We start from the raw sequence: 21,640 nt of genomic DNA on the forward strand, positions 1-21,640 counted from the left end.
GTAAAGATTGCCTTACTTATGTCAATAAAATGTTGCATCGGTAGTTTGAGGTTTGATTTGCCTTGGCAGTATTTGTGAGTTAACGGCTTGGGTAGGGCGGGACAATAAAGTACATCGACAGGTGGAAAAAGGAGTTGAGGTATGGCTGTGTTGCTACTAACTAAGGGGTTGTGTGAATACAGCAACCCCTTATTAAGTGGGTTAAAGTGAAATCGAAAACGGCACGGGCAGTTCTGCTGAAATGTCTCCTTTTTTGAGAACGGTCAGCCAGCGTTTCCAGTTCGGAGGCAATTCCACTTCGGCAAGCGTGTCTAGCACGATAAGTGGGTTGAGATTTGGCGCTTCAGTGGCAAGACGAAGCGCATCTAAATAATACATTTTCGCTTCGGTCGCATATGGGTAATTGGCAATGACACGCTCGTAAATCGCGATGATGCGCTCGTTAGACGTTGCACTGTCGATCTCAGCCGCTTCTTTTAACAATGCCGCAAGCTGCGCGATATCAAAGGGGGCTTTTGCTGGTAGAGGCAATGCGCTCGTTGGGCTGTCAGGTTGGCTAGCGAGAACTTTAGCTAAATATTTATATAGCCATAATTCACCAAAGCACTTCAAAATCGGTAACGTTTCTTGAATGACAATGGCTGGGCAACCAGATAAGTTATCGTAATAAGGTGCGATGGCCTGCAGAGCTTTTTTGTGTGCGCCTTCTAACTTGCCTTCATGTAACCAAATGCGGCTATGAAATATCTGTTGATACGCGAGCAAATGCACTTTTCGCGCGGCAGTTAAGCGTTTCTCAGCTGCTTTTATGAACTGGTTGAAGTGATCCAAAAGTTCACGCTTAGCGCTAATTCGTTCACTGGTTAGATAAACGGTTTCTAAGTTGTGACCGTATTCGATGATGGAGCTGAGCCAGTGGCTGTCTGCTAACGACAAATGACTAGCGAATGTCTGTCCGACTTTGATTAGGCAGTCTCGTTTATTTAGCTTGGCTGCGAGCTGGCTAGCGTGAATGGCTCGCTCACTAATACTCGGCGTGAACTCGAATCCTTTAAGTGCCCAGTGTAAGGCATCCTTGTAGTTACCTTGTTGTTCGTACAGATTGGCTAGTCCATCCATGACTTTTAAAGACAAAGGGTTTTGTAAGATATAGTCCGATAGAAACTTAATAGCTTCGTCAGTGTTGCCCTCTTGAGACAATAACATTGCATACGCGTATTGCTTAGTCGGGTGGTTAGGTGACGAAGAGTGCGCCATGTACTCGGATAATGTTTGCCAAGAATCATGTTGAATCAAGAGGTCGATCAAGCTTGATTCTAAGCTAATCGCGAAATCGATCTGAGTCATCACATCGATTAACTGGCCTGTTAAATCGTTAGACGGCGATTTAATCAATCGAATGATTTGCTGAAGCAGCTCACGCTCTTGATAAATGGTATTAACCTTGTCACTGAGATCTTTGGTTTTGATAGGCTTAGTAATGAAGTGTTTCACTTTACCAGAAAGGGAAGTCAGAACCGTTTCTTGGCGAGAGTCGCCAGAGATAATCAGCACGCCAGTAGATGTGTCAATCAGTCTATTCTTATAAAGCAGTGTCGCGAGTTCATGCCCGGTTAGCGTCTGCTCTAGATGATAATCCATGATCAAAATATCGTAGTGACGCAGCCCTACCGCTTTTATCGTTTCTTGATAAGACGTGACGGTGACGATGTTGTTGTGCTTTATCCCCAAGCCTGCCAATTGCTGCTTGATCAGCATAGAAGAGGTTTTAGAGTCATCAATGATGAGTATATTGATCTCATTGAGGTACGGAGGCTGTCTCTCCACGGTTAATCCTTTACTGATCTTCGAGAGTTAATTTGAGTGTAAGTAACTGAATTAACATGTTCAAGCAAGGAACCAGAGTTTTGCTGTGAGATTCGCAAACTGACTCTCAAGGAGTTTAAGGTGATAGCGGTGATTTTGTCTCAGTGTAACTGTCGGAGAACAGTAATATTTGAAACTTTGACTGAATAGTCACAGCTATTCAAAGAAATTGTGGCACCAAAGTTCGAAACTCAATTTCGGACATTTATTTATTAGATATTTTGCTAAATAATAATGGATAATTATAGGTATGAAAAAGTCCGTTGTGAAGAAATAGTGCGATGAACAAAATCGCACTATAAAAGGGCTTGATGTTAAAATAGGTGATTAATCTAGATTAGAATTCTTGATATTTATTGTTATTTGCCCGTCGTTATTGGCGTTATCATCAATAAGAAAGAATTGCAGCTCCCCATCAATAGTACTTACTGTTGTAGTATCTTCTTGGTTTATTACGGCAAGCTGCTTGTTCTTCTCGTTGTCCAAATAAGCTACACCAACAGATTTAAATTGTGTCGTATCTATACTAGTATCATGATTAGAACGATTGTCGTAAATTTTTATAGAATAAGATACATTTTTCTCTACAACATGTTTATAAAGCTCGCCAGAACCTAGTGTGCCCAAAGTGTTAGAGGGGATATCAAGTACGATATTATCTCCAGTTGTGGTTGTTTCACCTGTAATTTCAACCCATATATCATCGTAACGAACGGAACTGTTCCAAGTGTATAAAGTGAAGTTCCACTTACCTGATTCTGCTAGGCGTTTAAAAAATTCGGGGTGGCTATCCCAACCCTCGCTTCTATGGCAAGAAGTGTGAACCCCATTACTAAACCACCCACTAAAGTCGAGACTATAGCTTTTACCAGGAGCGGTGTACACATTGGTTCTATGACCATAACGTGGTGTATTCCCAGAATTATATATTCTCTCGCCCTTTGTCATCACACACATTTTAGAAATCGTAGTAAAAGTCTCGCCAAGAGCGAGGGTCCATTTCGTACCCATTCCAACGTCTGGCGAAGCATAGATTGGAAATGTTGTATTCATTTGAGGTCGGAATATTATTGTTTCCGCTGACTGAGCAGGGAACGTAAGAGCAATACAAGCCAAAGATAGAGTCTTAGGGAAAAGGTAATTTAATTTATTCACTTTTAAGCCTTTGTTATTAAGTAAGATAATAAATCGGTGATTAAAAATTAACACTCTATATGCAATTGGTTTTTATGTAAATAGATGCGTTATTTATTACAGGGTAAGCTCCTACTCTGATGGAACTCTTCAAGCCGGAATCATGACCGGACCGATACCTCACAAAAAATGAGATATCAAAATAATTTTGTAGACCACGTTAGCAACATTGAAGGCAATTAATCTAGTGTATGCCTGAGTTGCCCCAAATGAGCATTGTCAGTCCCTTTTAAAATTGAATTAGACTTAGTAGAGAAAACGCAGAATCACAAATTCCTAGATTATTTGAGCTAACTTATTTCTGGGCAAAACCTTGTTAGAACAAAAGACAAACTTGGACAACAACATTGAAGAATTTTGCTCTTTATTATCTAACTTCAATCTTTAGTGTCCTCAGAAAGTAGCGACGACAAGTAAGTTGAATATGTGACATACGGTAATATCTAAAATACACTAGCCGAGTATTTTCTAGAAAACTGAATGAGATAGGTTGGCAATATGGCAAATTGGGAAGGCGTGAGTGAATTTGTAGCGGTTGCAGAGCTAGAAAGCTTTACTGGAGCGGCTAAAAAACTTGCGACGTCTGTGGCTCAAATAAGCCGCCGAGTATCTACATTGGAAGAGCGATTAGCCGTTAAGCTATTTAACCGTACCACACGTAAAGTCTCCCTGACTGAAGCGGGTCAAGTGTATTACCAGCAATGTAAGCAACTCGTCGAAGGTTTGGAGCTTGCTGAACTAGCTGTGACTCAAATGCAGTCGACACCAAAAGGTCTGCTTAAAGTGACCGCACCCGTGACCTATGGTGAGCGTATGCTAGCGCCGTTATTACACCAATTTATTCAGTTGCACCCGCAAGTCGAGCTCGATCTTATGCTCACCAACCAAAAGCTCGACTTGATAGATCAAGGTGTAGATGTTGCAATCCGTTTAGGCCGTTTGGAAGATTCCAGTTTAATTGCAAAACGATTGTCGCAGCGTCAATTGTACGTATGTGCAAGCCCTGAATACCTCGAAAGGTATGGTGAGCCTCATACGCTTTCAGAGTTATCGAATCATCAGTGTTTAGTAGGCAGTTTTGAACATTGGCGTTTTAAAGAAAACAAACAATCACGCTCAGTGCGTGTGAATGGCCGCATCAAGTGTAATAGTGGCTTGGCGTTGTTAGATGCCGCTAAGCATAGCGTTGGCTTAGTGCAATTGCCTGATTATTATGTCAATGATGCGCTGGACTCTGGGGAGTTGGTTGAAGTGCTGACCGATTATCGAGATGACAAAGAAGGGATTTGGGCGCTGTATCCACAAAACCGAAACTTGTCTCCAAAAGTACGATTGCTGGTGGATTTCTTATCTGAACAATTCGCTCAATAGCGGCTTTCTTGTTATCAATTGTAAGTTGGCTGAAAAGAGGCTGTGGCCCTCAGTTTTAGGATAACTTTAGTATTTGAGGGAGCTTTGCTAAAATGCCGCCCCTCTGAGTACATGCTGTACTGAAGTTGTCGTAGAAGTGAGAGAAATAATGAAAACAAGTCAGGTAACCGTTGGCTTAACTAACCCGAAGAGCCCAACGAATGTCGGTGCGGTAATGCGTGCGGCAGGCTGTTATCAAGTGGACGAAGTGAAATACACAGGGCAGCGCTACGCTAAAGCTGCGAAGTTTCACACTGACACTAAAAGTGCCACTCGCTCTATTCCTCTTACTTCGGTTGATTCTTTTTTAGATGACTTAGATCCCGACACTCAAATCGTGTGTGTCGAATTGGCAGAAGGTGCAACTCCACTTCCGCGCTTCCAACATCCTGAAAAAGCCATCTATATCTTTGGGCCAGAAGACGGTTCAATTAGCCAAGATGTTGCAGACCGCGCTCACCATGTCGTATACGTTCCAACGGTTGGCTGTATGAACCTCGCCGCGACAGTGAATGTATTGCTTTACGATCGCATGGCTAAATCAGATAACCTTGACGACAGTGAAGAGCTGATTCGCAGCAGCCGCGATAATCGAAATCACCTAAAAGTAAAAGAGGCCGCCGAGTAATAGCCGTTCTGGTGAAAGTACCTCAAATAGAATCTCTTAAGCAGAGCCATAGCGCTCTGCTTTTTTGTGGCTTAATGTCAGAGACTTACCATGAAATAAGGTGAGAATCTGTATAAACCGTTCTGGTTACCGCCCCTTCGAGTGTTGCCCGAGTCACTTTGCGTAACTGGCTTAAGTCACACGGTTGTGTGTACCCCAGAGACACCCAAATTAGTTACCCCAGTTCTACTTAGTAACGTCTGCTTTCATATTACCCACAATTGAACTCTTACTCCGGCATGGTTAGAAAGTTGCACCATGGTGAAGTCACAATGTAGTTTCAGTTTCAAAAGCTCAGCTCTTAAAGTCACGCGCTATAAGCCTAGTTCTACTCACTGCATTTCAATTGTCCGTATATGTGATCTTGCTTTCGAATCTTTTTCTTTTCTTTTGTTGTTTTCGTTTCTTTTTGAACTGTGTACGGTTTTTCTTGAGTATAAATGCTATTGATAGGGTACATCTTGCTGCACTGCAGAGTTCAATATTGGAAGAAAGGAAGCATTCATGCATTACGGGTTTGATATCGGTGGCACCAAAATAGAAATCGTCGCATTTGACGATGACTATCAAGAAGTATTCAAAAAGCGTTTGCCCACGCCAGGGAATGACTACGCTAAATTTCTTAGTACTCTTGCTGAATTAGTCGAAACGGCTGATGAAGTGTGCGGGTGCGATAGCTATGTCGGGATTGGAATGCCGGGAGTTATTGATATTCATACTGGTAAGTTACTCTCCTCCAATATACCTGCAGCGTCGGGGCAGAATATAGCAGCCGATTTAAGCCAAAGGTTAAACCGTAATACTGAGTTAGAAAATGACTGTAAGTGTTTTGCGTATTCTGAAGCCAATGGCGGTTCAGGAGATGGCTTTAGTTCAGTGTTCGGAGCGGTCTTAGGAACAGGAGTTGGTGGTGGACTTTGCTTTAATGGTCAATTAGTTAAAGGAAGAAATGGCATTGCTGGAGAATGGGGGCATTCTCCATTACCGGCTATGTTTGTTGAGAAGTATGGTTTGCCTATTCGTGATTGTGGCTGTGGTCACAAAGGGTGTATTGAGCGTTATATCTCAGGGCGGGGTTTGGCTTTTTTGCATCGCTTCTTTGATGGTGAAGATGTATCAACCAAAGAGGTCATTGATAGAATGCGAGGCGGTGACGATATTGCCAAGCAGGCCTTTTCTGCCTTCATCGATATACTGGCCTGCTCCCTTGCGAATGTTATCCATACCTATGATCCAGATGTGATAGTGATTGGTGGCGGCCTAAGTAAGGTCCCTGAACTTTATACCCAAGTGAAAGAATGCCTATCTGAACATTTATTGAGTGCGGTGATCATGCCCGATATTGTTCCCCCTAAGTTTGGTGATTCTAGCGGAGTCCGAGGAGCCGCAATGTTGGCTAGCTGAACGAATTTCCCCTAAATCTACTCTTTCAAAAGCCCGTTTTAATCTATAGCGGGCTTTTTTGTGTCTTTCGTTTTCTTTTTATTGTGATCTAAATATCGGTTTCTTTCGTTTTGTTTGTATAGATTAAAGAAAAGAAAATGAAAGTCATCACGGCTATTGAGCCGAAAGGGGAAGTAGATGGAGTTATTGCTCGAGTTAGTTAAGAGGCACAAAGAAGGTGAGGATGTAGGCGTGTACTCCGTTTGTTCTGCTCACCCACTCGTCATTGAAGCCGCGCTCAGGCAAGGGCTCAAAGATGACAGTATCGTATTAATTGAAGCGACGTCGAATCAAGTCAATCAATACGGTGGCTATACGGGAATGCAACCGAATGATTTTACTCAATTGGTTCGTGAAATAGCGGATGAAGTTTCGTTTCCCTACCATCGTATTGTCTTTGGTGGCGATCACTTAGGGCCAAACTGTTGGCAAAGCTTGCCCGCAGAAGAAGCGATGGATAGATCTGAAAAGCTTATCCAAAGCTATATCGAAGCTGGCTTTCGAAAGATTCATCTAGACTGCTCAATGTCTTGTTTAGGAGATTCTGTCCCACTTACCGATTCTGTTGTAGCTGAAAGAGCGGCACGTTTGTGCGCGATAGCTGAGCAGACATGGAAAAGCGTCGGTGGCGAAGCGCCAGTTTATGTTGTCGGAACCGAGGTCCCAGTGCCTGGCGGGGCGCAAGAATCACTGGATGAATTGGAAGTCACGACAGAGTCATCGGCTCGACAAACCATTGAAGAACACTTTAGTGCTTTTGATGACTTTGGATTGAGCCATGTGTGGCCACGAGTGATTGGGTTGGTCGTTCAACCTGGTGTGGAATTTGACCATCATAAAGTGATTCATTATCAGCAAGATAAATCACAGCAACTCAGCCGCTTTATTGATACTCAACCCACAATGTTGTTTGAAGCGCACTCTACCGACTATCAGCCAGCTTCCGCTTACAAAGCTTTAGTCAAAGATCATTTCGCCATTTTAAAAGTCGGCCCCGCGTTAACATTTGCCTTGAGAGAAGCTCTGTTTGCTCTCGATAAGCTAGAACAAGAATGGATCGGTGTTCAGCAAGCCTCGCACCTACGAAGCACTGTTGAACAAGTGATGCGAGAAAAACCAGAGTATTGGGCTAATTACTATCAAGCTGCCGGGCATCAGCAGATTTTAGATTGCACTTACAGTTTTAGTGATCGTATCCGTTACTACTGGCCACATCCGGAAGTTCAAAAATCTCTCAATGTGTTGTTCGAGAATCTTACGCAAAATCCACCACCACTAACGTTGCTGAGCCAGTATTTGCCTGCGCAGTTACAAGCCGTGGTGAGGGGAGAGATCGATCTCAACCCTAAAGCTCTCGTCATACATAAAATCATGGAAGTTACAGAAACCTACAGCCAAGCGTGTGTTGGGTCATTGAAAGAGGAAGTGTTATGCGAAGTTATTTAGGATACGAAGAAGCTTGGTTAGAAAGTAAAAATGCAATTCATACCGCCAAGGAAATCTCTCAGCAGCCGCGCTTCTGGCAGCAAACTGCTCAGCTGATTAAGCAACATTCCGATGAACTCAATAGATTCTTGGAACCTATTTTAGCGCAACACAATATCCGCGTGATCTTAACCGGTGCTGGCACTTCAGCGTTTGCGGGTAAAGCGATTAGCCCTTGGTTAAACACGCATTGTGATGCTCAAGTTGATGCAATCGCAAGTACTGAATTGGTGTCGAACCCTTATCAATATTTCGACCCAGATGTGCCTACTTTAGTTGTTTCATTTGCTCGCTCAGGTAATAGCCCAGAGAGCGTTGCGGCTGTTGAATTAGCGAATCAAGTGGTGAATCAATGTTACCACCTATTTTTGACCTGTAATCCAGACGGACAATTGGCAAAGCAAGCTGAAGTGCAGAGCAATGCCTATTGCTTACTGATGCCTGAAGGTTCAAATGATCTTAGCTTCGCTATGACTTCAAGTTTTAGTTGTATGACGCTTTCTGCATTGGCAACCGTTGGGCAAATCCCTTTAGATGAGCTGGATGGTGTGGTGTCGACCATTAGTGAGATCAGTGAACAGGCTCTCGTAAACTGGCAGGGTACGTCTAAAAAGCTGGCGGCGACGGATTACCAGCGACTGGTGTTTTTGGGAAGTGGGGGCCTGAGTGGATTGGCGCAGGAAGCGGCGCTAAAGTCGCTTGAGCTAAGCGCTGGCCAGATCATGACGGCATTTGATTCGTCTTTAGGTTTCCGCCACGGGCCTAAATTCATTGTCGATCCGCAAACCGTTGTGGTTCAAATGTTGTCGTCGAACGTTTATACCCGTCGTTACGATAACGATCTACTCAATGAATTGAAGAGTGACGGCATTGCCCAAGAAATTGTGGTGTTATCAGGCACTCAAAGCGATTTAGAAGCGTGTTCAAATCAGCTCAACCTTAACTGCGACCTAGAAGACGTATGGCTGACGTTCCCATACATTTTATTCGCACAAATGTTGGCTTTTGAGAAGTCTCTTGCGCTTGGCTTAACCCCAGATAATCCTTGTCCAAGCGGTGAGGTGAATCGAGTGGTTCAAGGCGTAAAAATTCATAACTTTTAGTCTCACTATGGGGCTAAGAGAACGCCTCACTGATTAAGCCTGGAGGGCTTATGTACTTAATTTCTTCACGTGAAATGTTAAAGCGCGCGCAAAAAGAGGGTTATGCGGTTCCTGCATTTAATATGCATAACTTGGAAACGGTTCAAGTCATCGTAGAGACAGCGTCAGAAATGGGGTCGCCAGTGATTCTAGCGGGCACTCCTGGCACTTACGATTACGCTGGTACCGATTATATGGTCGCGATATGTAATGAAGCGGCGAAAAAGCACGATATCCCACTGGTAATGCACTTAGATCATCATGAAGACTTTCAAGATATTCAGAATAAGGTCGAGCACGGCATCCGCTCAGTCATGATTGACGGCTCCCACTATGCCTTTGATAGCAATATCGATATCGTGAGAAATGTCGTCAATTACTGTAACCGCTATGACGTAAGTGTCGAAGCTGAACTCGGTCGTTTAGGCGGGCAGGAAGACGATTTGATCGTGGATTCCGCTGATGCTTACATGACTGACCCTAGTTCTGCGGCAGAGTTTGTGCGTCGTACTGGTGTTGACTCGCTAGCGGTTGCGATTGGAACCGCACATGGCTTATACAAAAGCGAGCCAAGGCTAGACTTTGCAAGGTTAGACAAAATCAGAGGCCAAGTAGATATTCCTTTGGTATTGCACGGTGCTTCGGGTGTTCCTGATGAATCTGTTCGTCGCTGCATAGAAACCGGAGTGTGCAAAGTGAATATCGCGACTGAGCTTAAAATCGCGTTTGCCGATGCCGTGAAGCGTTATCTAATCGAAAACCCGACTGCTAATGATCCTCGTAAATACATAGTGCCGGGGAAAGTCGCAATGAAACAAGTTGTCGCAGAAAAAATACGCTTATGTGGGAGTGAGGGTAAGTTATAAACCGACTACAATCTTCAACTCTTTAGTTCTTCTCTTTGGCGGCCTTTGGGCCGCTTTTTTTGTTCCTTAATTATCTATTATCTTCTGGCTAACTCCGATAAACATCAGATGGTTAAGCATATAAGAAAGCTCCATTCTGCGTCTGTATCAAGCGCATGCCTTGGCACTTTACTCTGAGGTTAGGAAGCGGTGAAGCTATGTGAACATTACCGACAATAAGTGCTACGTGACCCTGAAACGATTTAGACGGGAGAAAGAGTATGTCGCAGGCTCGTATTAAGCGGAGTGCATGGCTGGAGCAATACTGCATAGAAGATAGAAGATAGAAGATAGAAGATAGAAGATAGAAGATAGAAGATAGAAGATAGAAGATGAGGACTTTGAACCAACTAAAAAGGCTTCCGAGGAAGCCTTTTTCATACGCTATGTAGCGTTACTTATTAGAAGTTAGCTGGCTTTTGACTGTGGCTCAATTTGATGGACCTCGTTGGTCGTTGCCGAGTCGGTTACGCGCTGTCTTACGATTAAAGCTTCTTCCGTTCGGTGGTCAAATAGATGCGCTTCGCTCAAATCGAAGTTCAAATATACCTGTTCTCCAATGCTTGGTAGCCAGCTAGGGTTAGACGCCGTTCTAACCACGAACATATGCTGATTCACTTTACAGTGCAGCAAATCTTCATTCCCCATTCGCTCTACATTGACGATAGCTGCGCCGATATTTTCATCGGTGCTTTGATGCTCGACTTTTATGTGCTCTGAACGTAGCCCGAACCACACTTTGTCTTGGTCATAAAACTTCATTAATGAACGGACTGAGGCTGGAATCGCCATTTGCTGGCCAACATCAAGGTCAATGCTTGCTGAATCTGGGTGGTAGTTTGCACTGATAATATTCATGGACGGGCTACCGATGAAACCTGCCACAAACTTATTCGCTGGGTAGTGATATAGGTTGATTGGCGTATCCACTTGCATCACCTGACCTTGGTTCAAAACACAGATGCGGTCGCCCATGGTCATGGCTTCAACTTGGTCGTGGGTAACGTAAATCATGGTGGAACTCACGCCTTCATCTTTAAGCTGGCGGTGAAGCTGCATTAAGCTGACCCGCATCGTGACACGAAGCTTAGCGTCAAGGTTAGAGAGTGGCTCGTCGAACAGGAATACATCTGGTTTACGGACGATTGCTCGGCCAACCGCGACGCGTTGGCATTGCCCACCAGACATTTCTTTTGGCTTGCGATCTAACAAGTCGACGATTTCTAATTTTTGAGCGGCATCCATTACTCGTTCGTGGATTTCATCTTTAGGGAACCCAGCATTCTTAAGGCCAAAGGCCATGTTTTGATAAGTATTCATATGTGGGTAAAGCGCATAGTTTTGGAATACCATCGAAATGCCACGATCTTTCGGCAACTTGCCGTTTACGCACTGGTTACCTATCCAAATCTCTCCACCTGTGTTGCTTTCTAGCCCTGCTATCATTCGTAACGTCGTGGATTTCGCGCAACCTGACGGCCCGACAAAAACCATGAACTCGCCATCTTTGATGTCTAGATCGATACCATGTACGGCTTTAAATCCATTCGGGTACTGCTTTTCAATTTGCTTTAGTTTTACACCAGCCATGTGGGTCTCCTTGAATTAATTTAAAGCGCGAGTTAGCCCTTAACGCCAGCGCTAGCAACACCTTCGATGAAGTGTTTTTGAAATAAGATGTAAAGGAATAGCATTGGGATAATGGCCATGAGTGCGCCAGCCATTAGCATTGGGTATTCAACGCCAGCTCGGCTTGATAGCGAAGCTAATCCGACAGGTAGCGTCATTTTGTCAAATGATGTGTTGACGATGAGTGGCCACATTAGGTTGTTCCAGCTCCATAAACCATTGATGATCACACAAGCGATAAGGCCTGGTTTTATCAGCGGCAACATGATTTTGTAAAAGATTTGAAAATGGTTGAGGCCATCCACGATCGCGGCTTCCTCTATCTCTTTCGGTACACTTACGAAAAACTGTCTAAGCAAAAAAGCGCCGTAAATACTGAATAGCCCCGGTAACACTAGGCCTGTCAGTGTGTTGAGTAGCCCCATCTCTTGAATGATCAAAAACTGAGGAATGAGAAATATTTGCCCTGGTACCATTAAAATCGATACACAAATCATGAAGATGGCATCACGGCCTGGAAATTTAAGCCGTGCGAATCCATATGCCGCCATTGCCGCGATAAGTGTTTGTAGAAGCACCATTGCGAAAGTGACTAAAATCGAGTTCACATAGAACTGAATGAAAGGTAGCTCTTCAATGATTTTCGCGTAAGCCGAGAGCTGCCATTCATCCGGCATGACCTTGGGCGGCACGCTAAGCGCTTCACTTTGCGTTTTCACCGAGGTCAGAATCATCCAAATAAATGGTGTGATAGTAGCGATGGTGGCGAGCACCATGAAAAAGTAAACCAACGCTTTTTCGAATGAAAACGTAAACTTGCTTGGCTTGTGTTTAGATTCTGTTTTGAGTGTTGCAGAAGCAGATGTCATTACGCTCTCCTTAGTGGTTTAGGCGCTTGCCAAGCCAAATCTGTATTAATGTAATCGCCATAGTGATGAGGAATAGGGCAACGGCAATAGCAGATGCATAACCTTTCTCTTGGTACACAAAGGCGTACTTATAAAACAGGTAAACAATGGTCATTGTTTGTTCTTCTACCATCGAACCTTCACCGAAAAGAAGGTAAATCACATCGAATGTCTGCAATATCTCGATAAAAGCAATGATGGATACAAAAAACAAAGTAGGGATCATCATAGGTAAGGTGATAGAGAAAAATCGGCGTATTGGGCCTGCACAATCTATGGCCGCAGCCTCATAAAGTTGCCCTGGAATGCCTTGTAGCCCAGCAAGGAGAATGATCATTTTCAACGCGACAGAAGACCAAATAACTACGATAGCGGAGCTTACTCGAACCATTTCCGGATCAGATAACCAAGCAACAGGTTCTAGGCCGATGCCTAACAAAAATTGGTTAAGCAACCCAAAGTCACTGTTGTACAACCATTTCCAAACCATTGCGACCGCCGCAGGCATAGTGACAGCAGGCAAAAATAACAAGGTGCGGAATGTGCTGAGACCAGAGATCTTTTGGTTGATGCCAATGGCAAGAAGCAGTGATAGCAATACGATGATTGGCACGCACACGACAACATAGAAAAGCGTATTGATGAGTGCGCCAAAAAACTCCCCATCTTCCTTGAGGTATTGATAGTTTTCGGTGCTGATCGTATTCCAAACTTCGAACTCACCTAGATCAGTAAAGCTATAAAAGATGTTTTGGAAAAAGGGGAAGAAAAAGAAAATCGCCATGCCGATCACCAGCGGTGAAATCATGACAACTCCCCAGAAGCGGGAGTCTTTTTCTAATTGGCTCAGTGCTGGTTGGGTGCTCGACAGCATGGTAAATCCTTTTTGTTATGCAATACCAGTTAACCGTGAAAGGGAGGCTGGTTGCCTCCCATTATCGGATTAGCCTTTCTTTAGAACTCTATCGATACGCTTAGAGACTTTAGGCATCACTTGCTCAGGCTCTGAACCCAACCAAACTTTTTTCAACCCGTCATTAAGAATAGAGTGCCACTTAGCGGTATTCGCTGCCGTAGGGTATTGGTGCGCGCTTTTCAGTGCTTGCGTGTAGGCAGATACGTCTACTGTGTCGAATGATTCAACCCACTCGTTGCTCACGGTGGTTTTTGCTGGGATTACGGTACGTGAATGAGCAAGGATAGATTGAGCCTCATCACTGCTTAGAAACTCCATGAAGCGCCATGCTTGCTCTTTATTCGGTGTTTTTTCTGCCATGACATAAGCAATACTGTGTGACACGCCTGCGCTACGCTCAATTTTTGGCATAGTCACCACTCCAATATGGTCGTTGATTTCAGGGTTGCTTGAGAAAGGAAGTGAGTTCCATGAACCTGAATAAGCGATTGCCGCACGGCCTGATTGGAAAACTTCACTCATGCTAAGTTCACTGATTTGCTGAGCGCTTGGAAGCAGTTCTTTCTTCATCAGGTCTTGAACTTTCTTATAGGCAGCAATGGAGCGATCGTCGGCAACACCCGTTGATTTCTTGTCTGGGCTAACAATATCGCCACCGGCTTGTAAGATGATGTTGAAGTAGGTTTCTTGACCGTCTGTTAAGTTCATCATGATTGGGTAAACAGAATCATCGGTCGCTTTTTGGATAGCGGTCGCTTTGCTTTCCATGTCTGACCAAGTCCAATCATTGGTTGGGTAACTGATACCCGCCTTATCGAAAAGCTCTTTGTTGTACCAAACCGCAATTGAGTCGATATCACGAGGGATACCATATTGTTTTCCTGCAGAGTTGTAAGCTTGAACGGAGCTGTTGACGAAATCATCAAGCTTGGTGTCAGAAGATTGCAGGTATTCATCGATTGGTGCTAACAAACCGTGCTTAGTGTAAACGCTGAAATTTGGCATGTTCATCCAAAATACATCCGGTGTTACTCCACCGCTTGCCGCTGCATTGAGTTTTACGAAGTACTGTTTGTAAGGGGTTAGTTCTATCTCTACATCTATATCTGGGTTTTGTTTTTCGAAACGTTCAACAATTTTCTCTACTGCTGGTAGTTGGTTTCTGTCCCAAATACCGTAGCGGATTTCAACTTTATCAGCCGCAAATGCTCCAGTTGCCATTGCCATGGAAGAACATAACAACGTTTGCGTTAATAATTTATTATTGCTCATATCAGATCCCTTTTGATGTAGATGTACATTTCTTTTGTTTTCGTTTTCTTTCATTTACTTTTTATCACACTGAAAAAGATAAAGGTGTGATAGCGGTCTTAATACTCACTTTTGTTAATAAAATGATAAATACACTTTATGGTTTGATGTGTTGATTTATATATATGTATTTATTAGATTTATTTCTTATCACTACCGTGCTTGTGATTAATAACTGTGCTGTATCACAACTATTTATATCCATAGTTGATTTTGTTGCTTGTTCTTTCGTAATCTTTTGTTGTCTTTCTTTTTGTCTCGATATCAAGAAGGGAATATTGATAATAATAGTGAGGTGAGCAATGAATAGTCAGCCAATAAGCGTGGTTGTGATCGGTGGTGGTGCTCGTGGAGAGCTTTACGCGAAATACGCACTAGAGCACCCCGATGAAATGAAAGTGGTCGCAGTGGCGGAGCCGAGAGCAGCGTACCGTGAATCCATGGCGCAACAGCATGATATTCCTTCTGAAATGTTATTCGAGAGCTGGGAACAAGTCGCAGAAAAAGGAAAGATTGCAGACGCGATATTAATTTGCACGCAAGACAATATGCATACCGAGCCAGCAATCGTATTTGCTCAGCAGAAGTACCATATGTTGCTGGAAAAGCCGATGTCGCCAAGTGCGGAAGAGTGCCGGAAAATTGTTCATGCCGCACAAGAAAACGACATCATATTCGGCGTTTGCCACGTGTTACGTTATACACGTTACACCACAAAGCTGAAGGAAATATTAAACAGTGGTGTGATTGGCGAAGTCGTGACAATGCAACACCTAGAACCTGTTGGCTGGTGGCATCAAGCGCACTCTTTTGTCCGAGGTAATTGGCGAAATCAAGAAGAGTCGACTTTTATGTTGCTTGCTAAAGCCTGTCACGACTTAGATTGGATTCGTTTCATCATGGATACACCTGTGGAATCGGTTCATTCTTTTGGTGGTTTATATCACTTTAAAAAAGAGAACCACCCACAAGGTGCAGGGCAAAATTGCTTTGACTGTTCAGTAGAAAGTACTTGTCCATATTCTGCTAAGAAAGCGTATTTAGAACAGGGATACGGAGGTGACTACTTCAAGAAAATTGTCACTCCGCTACAGGGTGAAGAGGTTTTACAAGAGGCTTTAGAAACAGGCCCTTACGGGAAATGTGTTTACCTCTGTGACAATGATGTTGTTGACCACCAAGTGGTGAACTTTCAATTTGAGCAAGGGAAATCAGCGTCATTTACCATGACTGCTTTTACAGAATATGCAGATCGTAAAACTGGTATATTTGGCACCCATGGTCAAGTAGAAGGTGACGGTAACCTTATCAAGGTACGTGATTTCCGAACGGATCAAGAGACGGTCTATGATGTTAACGCCGTAGAATCAGACACAGCAATGACAGGCCATGGTGGCGGTGATTATTACATGATGCAGCAGTTTGTCGCGGCCGTTGCGAATAATGACCCAACGAAAGTGCTGTCGGGGCCAAAAGAAACGCTAGAAACACACCTTACGGTATTTGCAGCCGAACAATCGCGACTAGAAAAGAAAGTCGTTGATGTCACACTGTAATGTCAGCACAGGCTCAATATAGGTAAGATAAAACATTAGCGTGAGTGTCTACTTGCCTATAAAGGAATAACTAAAAAGCCCCGCAGGTGAATCACTTTGCGGGGCTTTTTTAATGTTCATACTGCTTGATGGGTCTAAAACATTAAGCGGTTGAAATGCTTACTTAGACCGTGATGACATTGATGCCTTTTGCCATCAAAGCCAGCTTGTATTCTTTCGGTATCTTATTATCAGTAATCAGGGTGTTTATCTTTTCTGATGGGATGATTTTGTGCAGGCTAAGCTTACCGAATTTGCTTGAGTCCGTAACCACAATCACTTCATTGGCGACTTCACACATCATTCTGTTCAGTCGAGCTTCATTTTCGTTATGAGTCGTGATGCCACTATCAATATGGAAGCCATCTACCCCAAGAAATAGCTTACTGAAGTTAAATGAACGCAAGTTATCTTCAGCTTGTGTCCCGTAAAAAGATTGGCTTTTGCGTCTTAAGCTACCGCCAGTAATCATGACTTCAACGTCACTATATTGTGAAAGGCTCTGCGCGATGTTTAAGCCGTTAGTCATGGCTACGACACCTTTCTTCTTTCCTAGCAACTGCGCGATTTTTTCGGTGGTCGTTCCTGAATCTAGAATGATGTTATCGCCATCTTTGACCATATCAGCCGCCACTTGAGCAATGCTCGCTTTGAGGCCTGTGTTGAGTGAGGTTTTAACCTCGATGGTTGTTTCAGGAACGATATCTTGGACGCTAATTGCTCCCCCGTGGGAACGCATAAGTAAACCTTTCTTTTCTAGATAGGCTAAGTCGTTACGGATTGTCACTGTGCTCACATCAAACTCTTGAGAAAGCTCAATAACCGAAACGCTGCCATTCTCTTTCAACTGGCTGAGAATGTTTTCTCTTCTTTTACTTGTTTGTTTCATAACGTATCTATTTCAGGGGGCGTTATCTAAAATATATCCAAATAAAAGGAAAAAAAACACGAATAATTACTCTAGGTAGAAGAAAAATAAGGGTTTTGTGATGAATAAAGTCTGTTTCGGAAATAGATTCTGACGAAAGCTGAAAAATTTACTCGAAAGGGCGATGTTGCAGCAGCATTCACCTGACTTATCTTTTAGTATGAGTGTACTGTTTAAATTTGAGTTCAAACGATTATGGATAAAAACACGCTATTGGATGCACTTCGTAAAGCGCCTATTCTTGACTTATATACCTTGTATCAAGAAGTTGGAGATTCTATCTCTTTGTATACCTTGATGGATGCGCTAAACGAGATTAAGAAAGAGCATGGCTTAGATACGCGATTGAGCTCGTTTAAAACACAAATAGAACGCTTACTAGAAGATTCGAATTTCTCAGGCGGAGATTCTGAGTCTATTCAGCGTTTGAAAGATAAGTTGGAATTTGAACAGCGTGGGCACAGTATGAGCCGCTATATTTTGGCAACCGATGGTCACAGGCATTATGCCCCACAAGCTAATTTGGTGATGTTTGGCGATTCAATCACCGAGTGGGGGCCTTGGGTCGATGCGCTGCGTGACTACTCATTAGTCAATCGTGGCATTGCCGGAGACACCACTGCGGGCATGTTACGCCGTATTGATACTACTTTATTGGTTAAGCCTAAGCTGGTGTGTGTGATGGCGGGTATTAACGACTTAGCTCAAGGGTACAGCGTTAATGAAGTTTTTAAAAACTACCAACAGATGCTTAATGTATGGCGTGAAAAAGGAGTCGACGTGCTGGTTCAATCAACGTTATATGGCGGTGAAAGGTTGGAGAGCTTAACTAGCCAAGTGACGGAGCTGAACCAAAAATTGTTCGATTACTGCCAAACCCATCAGCTTAGGTTTTTAAATGTAAACCAAGTACTCGCCCCACAGAGCAAACTGCTAGACGAGTATAGTTGTGATGATTTGCATTTATCGGCGTATGCGTATTTGAAGTGGTTAGAAATCTTAAAGCCTGAATTGAAAACTTCGAACCTCTAATGGAATAAGACCACGACCCTACGCAGGCTCGCTCAATGTAAGAACGATCACATTTGGTTGTTTTCTAGCTGCTCACTCCAGCAAAGTACTTGGTTACGTCCCATTTGCTTGGCTTTATATAAAGCGGTGTCTGCACGAGCAATCACCGCCCTAAAGTTTGCGTCGGCATTTTTAGGGCTAGAAAGTCCGATACTCACGGTAATATTAAGGTGTTTTCGGTTAAAAAATACCGACATTTTCTCAATCGAATAACGGTATTTTTCGGCAAGGTCCAATGCCTCTTTCTCGTTAATATTACTCAGTAACAATACAAACTCTTCTCCGCCGATTCTGGCAAATAAATCGCTATTGCGTTTAATGCTTTGAATCTGCCGTGCCATGGTAACTAACACTTCGTCGCCACCTAAGTGGCCGTATTCATCGTTGAGTGATTTAAAGTTATCGATATCGATGATCAGCAGCACGTGGTTTTTATCGAAGGCGCGAGGTTTATTGTTGATGAGTTTAGTCGCTTCAATAAACGCACGTCGGTTAAGGATCCCTGTGAGCGTGTCGATATTGGCCAGGTTCTCCATCTTAACCATTTTCTTTTGTACTCGAATCTGAGATGCGATCCAACTGACTAAACTCGTTAGAACGCGGGCATCTTGTTCGTTGAAATGATACTTGTCGTGGTGGCCAATGTTGATAGTGCCATAACAACGACCTTCACTGATAAGCGGGGCATCCATGCATGACAACAATCCGCCTTCAGCTAACCATTGGCAATCGAGAAGGGCTTCTTCCGTTGTGTCATTGCAAATTGCTAGCTGCTCGTTGCTAAATACGCTACCAACCATAGTGTTTTCAATAGGGATGGCGCGATCCAATGGGATGGCTTGGTTACCAGTTAATGCGAATAAAGATAAGAAGTTGGGGTCTTGTTGCAACGCCCCACTGACTCGGTCGGAGTGGAAGATCTCTTTAATCCAATAGGAGGTACTGTGAAGAATGTCCTCTAAAGATTCGGCTTGGGAGAGCTCGTCAAAAAATGCCAATGGGAAATAGGCGTGTTTGTCCTGCTTAGCTGAGGCATCGGCTTCGAGAGAGCAAAATTTCAAATTGGGAGTCCCCCGTGAACAACTTATGTACCTTAATTTAAAAGTTTAGGTAAAGAGTGGCTCATTGACAATCTTACAACTGAGATGGCGATTAGGTAGCGGAACGATGAAAATGGGAGAATGCAGGGAAAATCAGTGAACTGTAGAGAAAACTAAACCAAGCGCGAGCTTGGTTTAGTAAAATAAGTCGAGTTAGAAAATACAATGCTTAGCAAAGTCGGCAGCTTGATTCGCTGTCCAATCGCCTTTAGGTTTATCTTTCATGTTTTCACACCACCTTTCACTGCCAACTTCTGCGCAGGCTGTAAGAGATAGAGCTAATAACATGACGACTGAAATTTTTTTCATAGTGACCTTCTCAATGTCCATTTGCTCATAATTAAAAGCGTATCTGTGTTTATCGTACAGTCAAAGTTTGAGAATACCAGAGATGAAAAAGCCAGCATTGCTGCTGGCTTCAAAAATTTGATTAATCGAGGTTATACAAGTTTCATCTCTTGGATGATGTCTGAAGCGATTTCAGGTTTTGTGCTCGTTGGCTTCTCATGAAGATCAGACTTCAGTTGCCCTTTACGGTTTCGTAATCCTGCTTCTAGTTTTTTCAGAGCTGAGGAGATCGCTGGGTACATAATATCGTTCGTCGATTTCGCAGAAACACGCACGCCTTCGTAGTTAGTAAAAATTTCTACTTCGTGTTGGCCGTGTTCTTTTGTAATGATGATGTCGCAGCTGATTAATTGTGGAAAGTGGGATGATATCTTCTCAAACTTGCTTTCGATTTCTTTACGTGAGTCGTCGTTAATTGATACGTGATGTGTTTGAACGTTTACTTTCATATAATCATACCTTTCCAATGACTGTGTCATTTAAACGTAGCAAACTCGCTGTATTTTAACCAAGTGTAGATTTACACATGTGTGATTAAGTTCAGTGTTATCAAATAATCTGACTGTTACCCCTTGAATACTTGCCCGTACGTCAGCATATTATGTTTCGTGATTTTGACTTGTGGTGAAAATCTACTCTTTCCTTATAGAACGTTTGTTCCTTAGTTCAAAAATATATTCTCCGTTTAAATATATAAGCTTAGCGAGTTATTCGTTTTTTGCTTGTGTAATGCTATCTCTGTTTGAAACGCGCTCTAATCCGGTTTCGTTTGATAGAGTGAAGGCAAGTCGACGGTATGTATCGTCTAATCTAATTCGCTATAAAAAAAGCGCAGATCCATTGGAGTGGAACTTACGCTTTTAGAAAGTTTGTTTTTATCTCAACTTGGAGACAGCCCAACGAGGCAGTTGTTAACCAAAATCACCCGAGATGTAACGCTTAGTTCGGTCATTTTTAGGTGCATTGAAGATTTGCTGCGTTTCACCAAACTCGATCAACTCACCCAAATACATAAACCCAGTGTGATCAGATATTCTCATGGCTTGTTGCATATTATGGGTAACAATCACGATTGTGTATTTCTCACGCAGTTCTGTAATTAGCTCTTCAATTGCAGCGGTCGCGATTGGATCGAGCGCTGAAGTAGGTTCATCCATTAGAATGACCTCAGGCTGTAACGCAATGGTTCGTGCGATACACAATCGTTGCTGCTGACCTCCAGAAAGCCCCATGGCATCAGCGTGCATTTTATCTTTCACTTCTTCCCATAAATGGGCTCTTTTAAGTGCTTTCTCGATTTGTGTATCGATGTCTTGCTTAGTCAGCCCCCCTTTTAGCTTTAGGCCAAAGGCCATGTTTTCGTATATCGACATAGGAAAAGGAGTCGGCTTTTGAAATACCATACCAACTTTTGAACGCAGTTCATTTAAGTCTATCGAGCCCAAGATACTCTCGTCATCAAGTAAAATGTCACCTTCGGCATACTGAGTTCGATACAAATCGTAGATACGGTTCATCGTTCTAAGAAGAGTGGATTTACCGCACCCTGAAGGACCTATCAATGCTGTTACTTTATTATTGTAAATCGGCATTGTGATGTTCTTAAGTGAAGCTGGTAAGCTTTTGTTATAGAAGAAGCTAAGGTCTTCTATTTGCATGCGACAATGCATGGCTTGGTCGTTTGCCGCACTGTTTGAAGCAGGCTCATAGCCTTTAGAAAAA

The 21,640-nt window shown here is 43.2% G+C and carries 19 protein-coding genes; 8 read left to right on the top strand and 11 right to left on the bottom strand.

The annotated features are described in order from the left end of the window. Positions 1 to 201: 201 nt before the first annotated feature. Positions 202 to 1,827 carry a response regulator gene (locus tag ELZ11_RS21235; RefSeq protein WP_137359384.1) on the bottom strand — a complete coding sequence of 542 codons (1,626 nt, stop codon included), beginning with the start codon at positions 1,825 to 1,827 and terminating at the stop codon, positions 202 to 204. 366 nt (positions 1,828 to 2,193) lie between these two features. Next, the gene (locus ELZ11_RS21240) at positions 2,194 to 3,021 is read right to left on the bottom strand and encodes a hypothetical protein (RefSeq protein WP_137359385.1); all 828 of its coding nucleotides are present in this window, start codon (positions 3,019 to 3,021) and stop codon (positions 2,194 to 2,196) included. A 537-nt stretch (positions 3,022 to 3,558) separates the two neighbouring features. Here ELZ11_RS21240 and ELZ11_RS21245 point away from each other — a divergent pair. The 6 genes from ELZ11_RS21245 to ELZ11_RS21270 all read left to right on the top strand — a co-directional run bounded on the left by ELZ11_RS21245 (position 3,559) and on the right by ELZ11_RS21270 (position 10,073). Beyond that, entirely contained in the window at positions 3,559 to 4,431 is an 873-nt protein-coding gene (locus ELZ11_RS21245) for a LysR substrate-binding domain-containing protein (RefSeq protein ID WP_137359386.1), read from the top strand. A 148-nt stretch (positions 4,432 to 4,579) separates the two neighbouring features. Further along, positions 4,580 to 5,098: an RNA methyltransferase gene (locus ELZ11_RS21250; protein ID WP_137359387.1), complete on the top strand. Its 519-nt coding sequence runs from the start codon at positions 4,580 to 4,582 to the stop codon at positions 5,096 to 5,098. A 543-nt stretch (positions 5,099 to 5,641) separates the two neighbouring features. Continuing rightward, positions 5,642 to 6,541, top strand: a complete 900-nt coding sequence (locus tag ELZ11_RS21255; protein ID WP_137359388.1) for an ROK family protein — start codon at positions 5,642 to 5,644, stop codon at positions 6,539 to 6,541. Positions 6,542 to 6,718: 177 nt separating this feature from the next. Then, positions 6,719 to 8,026 carry a D-tagatose-bisphosphate aldolase, class II, non-catalytic subunit gene (locus ELZ11_RS21260; protein WP_137359389.1) on the top strand — a complete coding sequence of 436 codons (1,308 nt, stop codon included), beginning with the start codon at positions 6,719 to 6,721 and terminating at the stop codon, positions 8,024 to 8,026. Beyond that, complete coding sequence (locus tag ELZ11_RS21265) at positions 8,011 to 9,168, top strand: SIS domain-containing protein (protein WP_137359390.1); 1,158 nt, start codon at positions 8,011 to 8,013, stop codon at positions 9,166 to 9,168. The genes ELZ11_RS21260 and ELZ11_RS21265 overlap by 16 nt, the downstream gene beginning before the upstream one ends. Before the next feature lie 50 nt (positions 9,169 to 9,218). Then, positions 9,219 to 10,073 (top strand): tagatose bisphosphate family class II aldolase, encoded by an 855-nt coding sequence (locus ELZ11_RS21270; protein ID WP_137359391.1) that lies wholly within the window; start codon positions 9,219 to 9,221, stop codon positions 10,071 to 10,073. Between the two features lie 447 nt (positions 10,074 to 10,520). Here the strand turns inward: ELZ11_RS21270 and ELZ11_RS21275 are convergent, their stop codons facing one another. From ELZ11_RS21275 to ELZ11_RS21290, 4 genes are all read right to left on the bottom strand, one after another. Next, positions 10,521 to 11,702 carry an ABC transporter ATP-binding protein gene (locus ELZ11_RS21275; protein WP_137359392.1) on the bottom strand — a complete coding sequence of 394 codons (1,182 nt, stop codon included), beginning with the start codon at positions 11,700 to 11,702 and terminating at the stop codon, positions 10,521 to 10,523. Positions 11,703 to 11,734: 32 nt separating this feature from the next. Next, positions 11,735 to 12,610 (bottom strand): carbohydrate ABC transporter permease, encoded by an 876-nt coding sequence (locus ELZ11_RS21280; RefSeq protein WP_137359393.1) that lies wholly within the window; start codon positions 12,608 to 12,610, stop codon positions 11,735 to 11,737. 10 nt (positions 12,611 to 12,620) lie between these two features. Then, a complete protein-coding gene (locus ELZ11_RS21285) occupies positions 12,621 to 13,523 on the bottom strand; it encodes a carbohydrate ABC transporter permease (protein ID WP_137359394.1) in 903 nt (300 codons plus the stop codon). Positions 13,524 to 13,592: 69 nt separating this feature from the next. Next, entirely contained in the window at positions 13,593 to 14,837 is a 1,245-nt protein-coding gene (locus ELZ11_RS21290; protein ID WP_208746728.1) for an ABC transporter substrate-binding protein, read from the bottom strand. Positions 14,838 to 15,178: 341 nt separating this feature from the next. On the opposite strand from ELZ11_RS21290, the gene ELZ11_RS21295 reads away from it, so the two are divergent. Further along, entirely contained in the window at positions 15,179 to 16,432 is a 1,254-nt protein-coding gene (locus ELZ11_RS21295; RefSeq protein ID WP_137359395.1) for a Gfo/Idh/MocA family protein, read from the top strand. Positions 16,433 to 16,595: 163 nt separating this feature from the next. Here the strand turns inward: ELZ11_RS21295 and agaR are convergent, their stop codons facing one another. Then, the gene (agaR, locus tag ELZ11_RS21300; RefSeq protein WP_137359396.1) at positions 16,596 to 17,360 is read right to left on the bottom strand and encodes a transcriptional repressor AgaR; all 765 of its coding nucleotides are present in this window, start codon (positions 17,358 to 17,360) and stop codon (positions 16,596 to 16,598) included. A gap of 234 nt (positions 17,361 to 17,594) precedes the next feature. On the opposite strand from agaR, the gene ELZ11_RS21305 reads away from it, so the two are divergent. Then, positions 17,595 to 18,431, top strand: a complete 837-nt coding sequence (locus ELZ11_RS21305; RefSeq protein WP_137359397.1) for an SGNH/GDSL hydrolase family protein — start codon at positions 17,595 to 17,597, stop codon at positions 18,429 to 18,431. A gap of 47 nt (positions 18,432 to 18,478) precedes the next feature. Here the strand turns inward: ELZ11_RS21305 and ELZ11_RS21310 are convergent, their stop codons facing one another. The 4 genes from ELZ11_RS21310 to pstB all read right to left on the bottom strand — a co-directional run bounded on the left by ELZ11_RS21310 (position 18,479) and on the right by pstB (position 21,588). Next, the gene (locus tag ELZ11_RS21310; RefSeq protein WP_137359398.1) at positions 18,479 to 19,531 is read right to left on the bottom strand and encodes a sensor domain-containing diguanylate cyclase; all 1,053 of its coding nucleotides are present in this window, start codon (positions 19,529 to 19,531) and stop codon (positions 18,479 to 18,481) included. A 192-nt stretch (positions 19,532 to 19,723) separates the two neighbouring features. Next, positions 19,724 to 19,879, bottom strand: coding sequence for a DUF3012 domain-containing protein (locus ELZ11_RS21315; RefSeq protein ID WP_137359399.1), 156 nt, complete (start codon positions 19,877 to 19,879; stop codon positions 19,724 to 19,726). Between the two features lie 131 nt (positions 19,880 to 20,010). Beyond that, complete coding sequence (gene hpf / locus ELZ11_RS21320; protein ID WP_137359400.1) at positions 20,011 to 20,367, bottom strand: ribosome hibernation-promoting factor, HPF/YfiA family; 357 nt, start codon at positions 20,365 to 20,367, stop codon at positions 20,011 to 20,013. A gap of 462 nt (positions 20,368 to 20,829) precedes the next feature. Continuing rightward, the gene (pstB, locus tag ELZ11_RS21325) at positions 20,830 to 21,588 is read right to left on the bottom strand and encodes a phosphate ABC transporter ATP-binding protein PstB (RefSeq protein ID WP_244291703.1); all 759 of its coding nucleotides are present in this window, start codon (positions 21,586 to 21,588) and stop codon (positions 20,830 to 20,832) included. Positions 21,589 to 21,640 lie beyond the last annotated feature (52 nt).

The sequence above is a fragment of the Vibrio profundi genome, from assembly GCF_005281835.1.
In the GTDB taxonomy this organism is placed as follows: Bacteria; Pseudomonadota; Gammaproteobacteria; order Enterobacterales; family Vibrionaceae; genus Vibrio; species Vibrio profundi.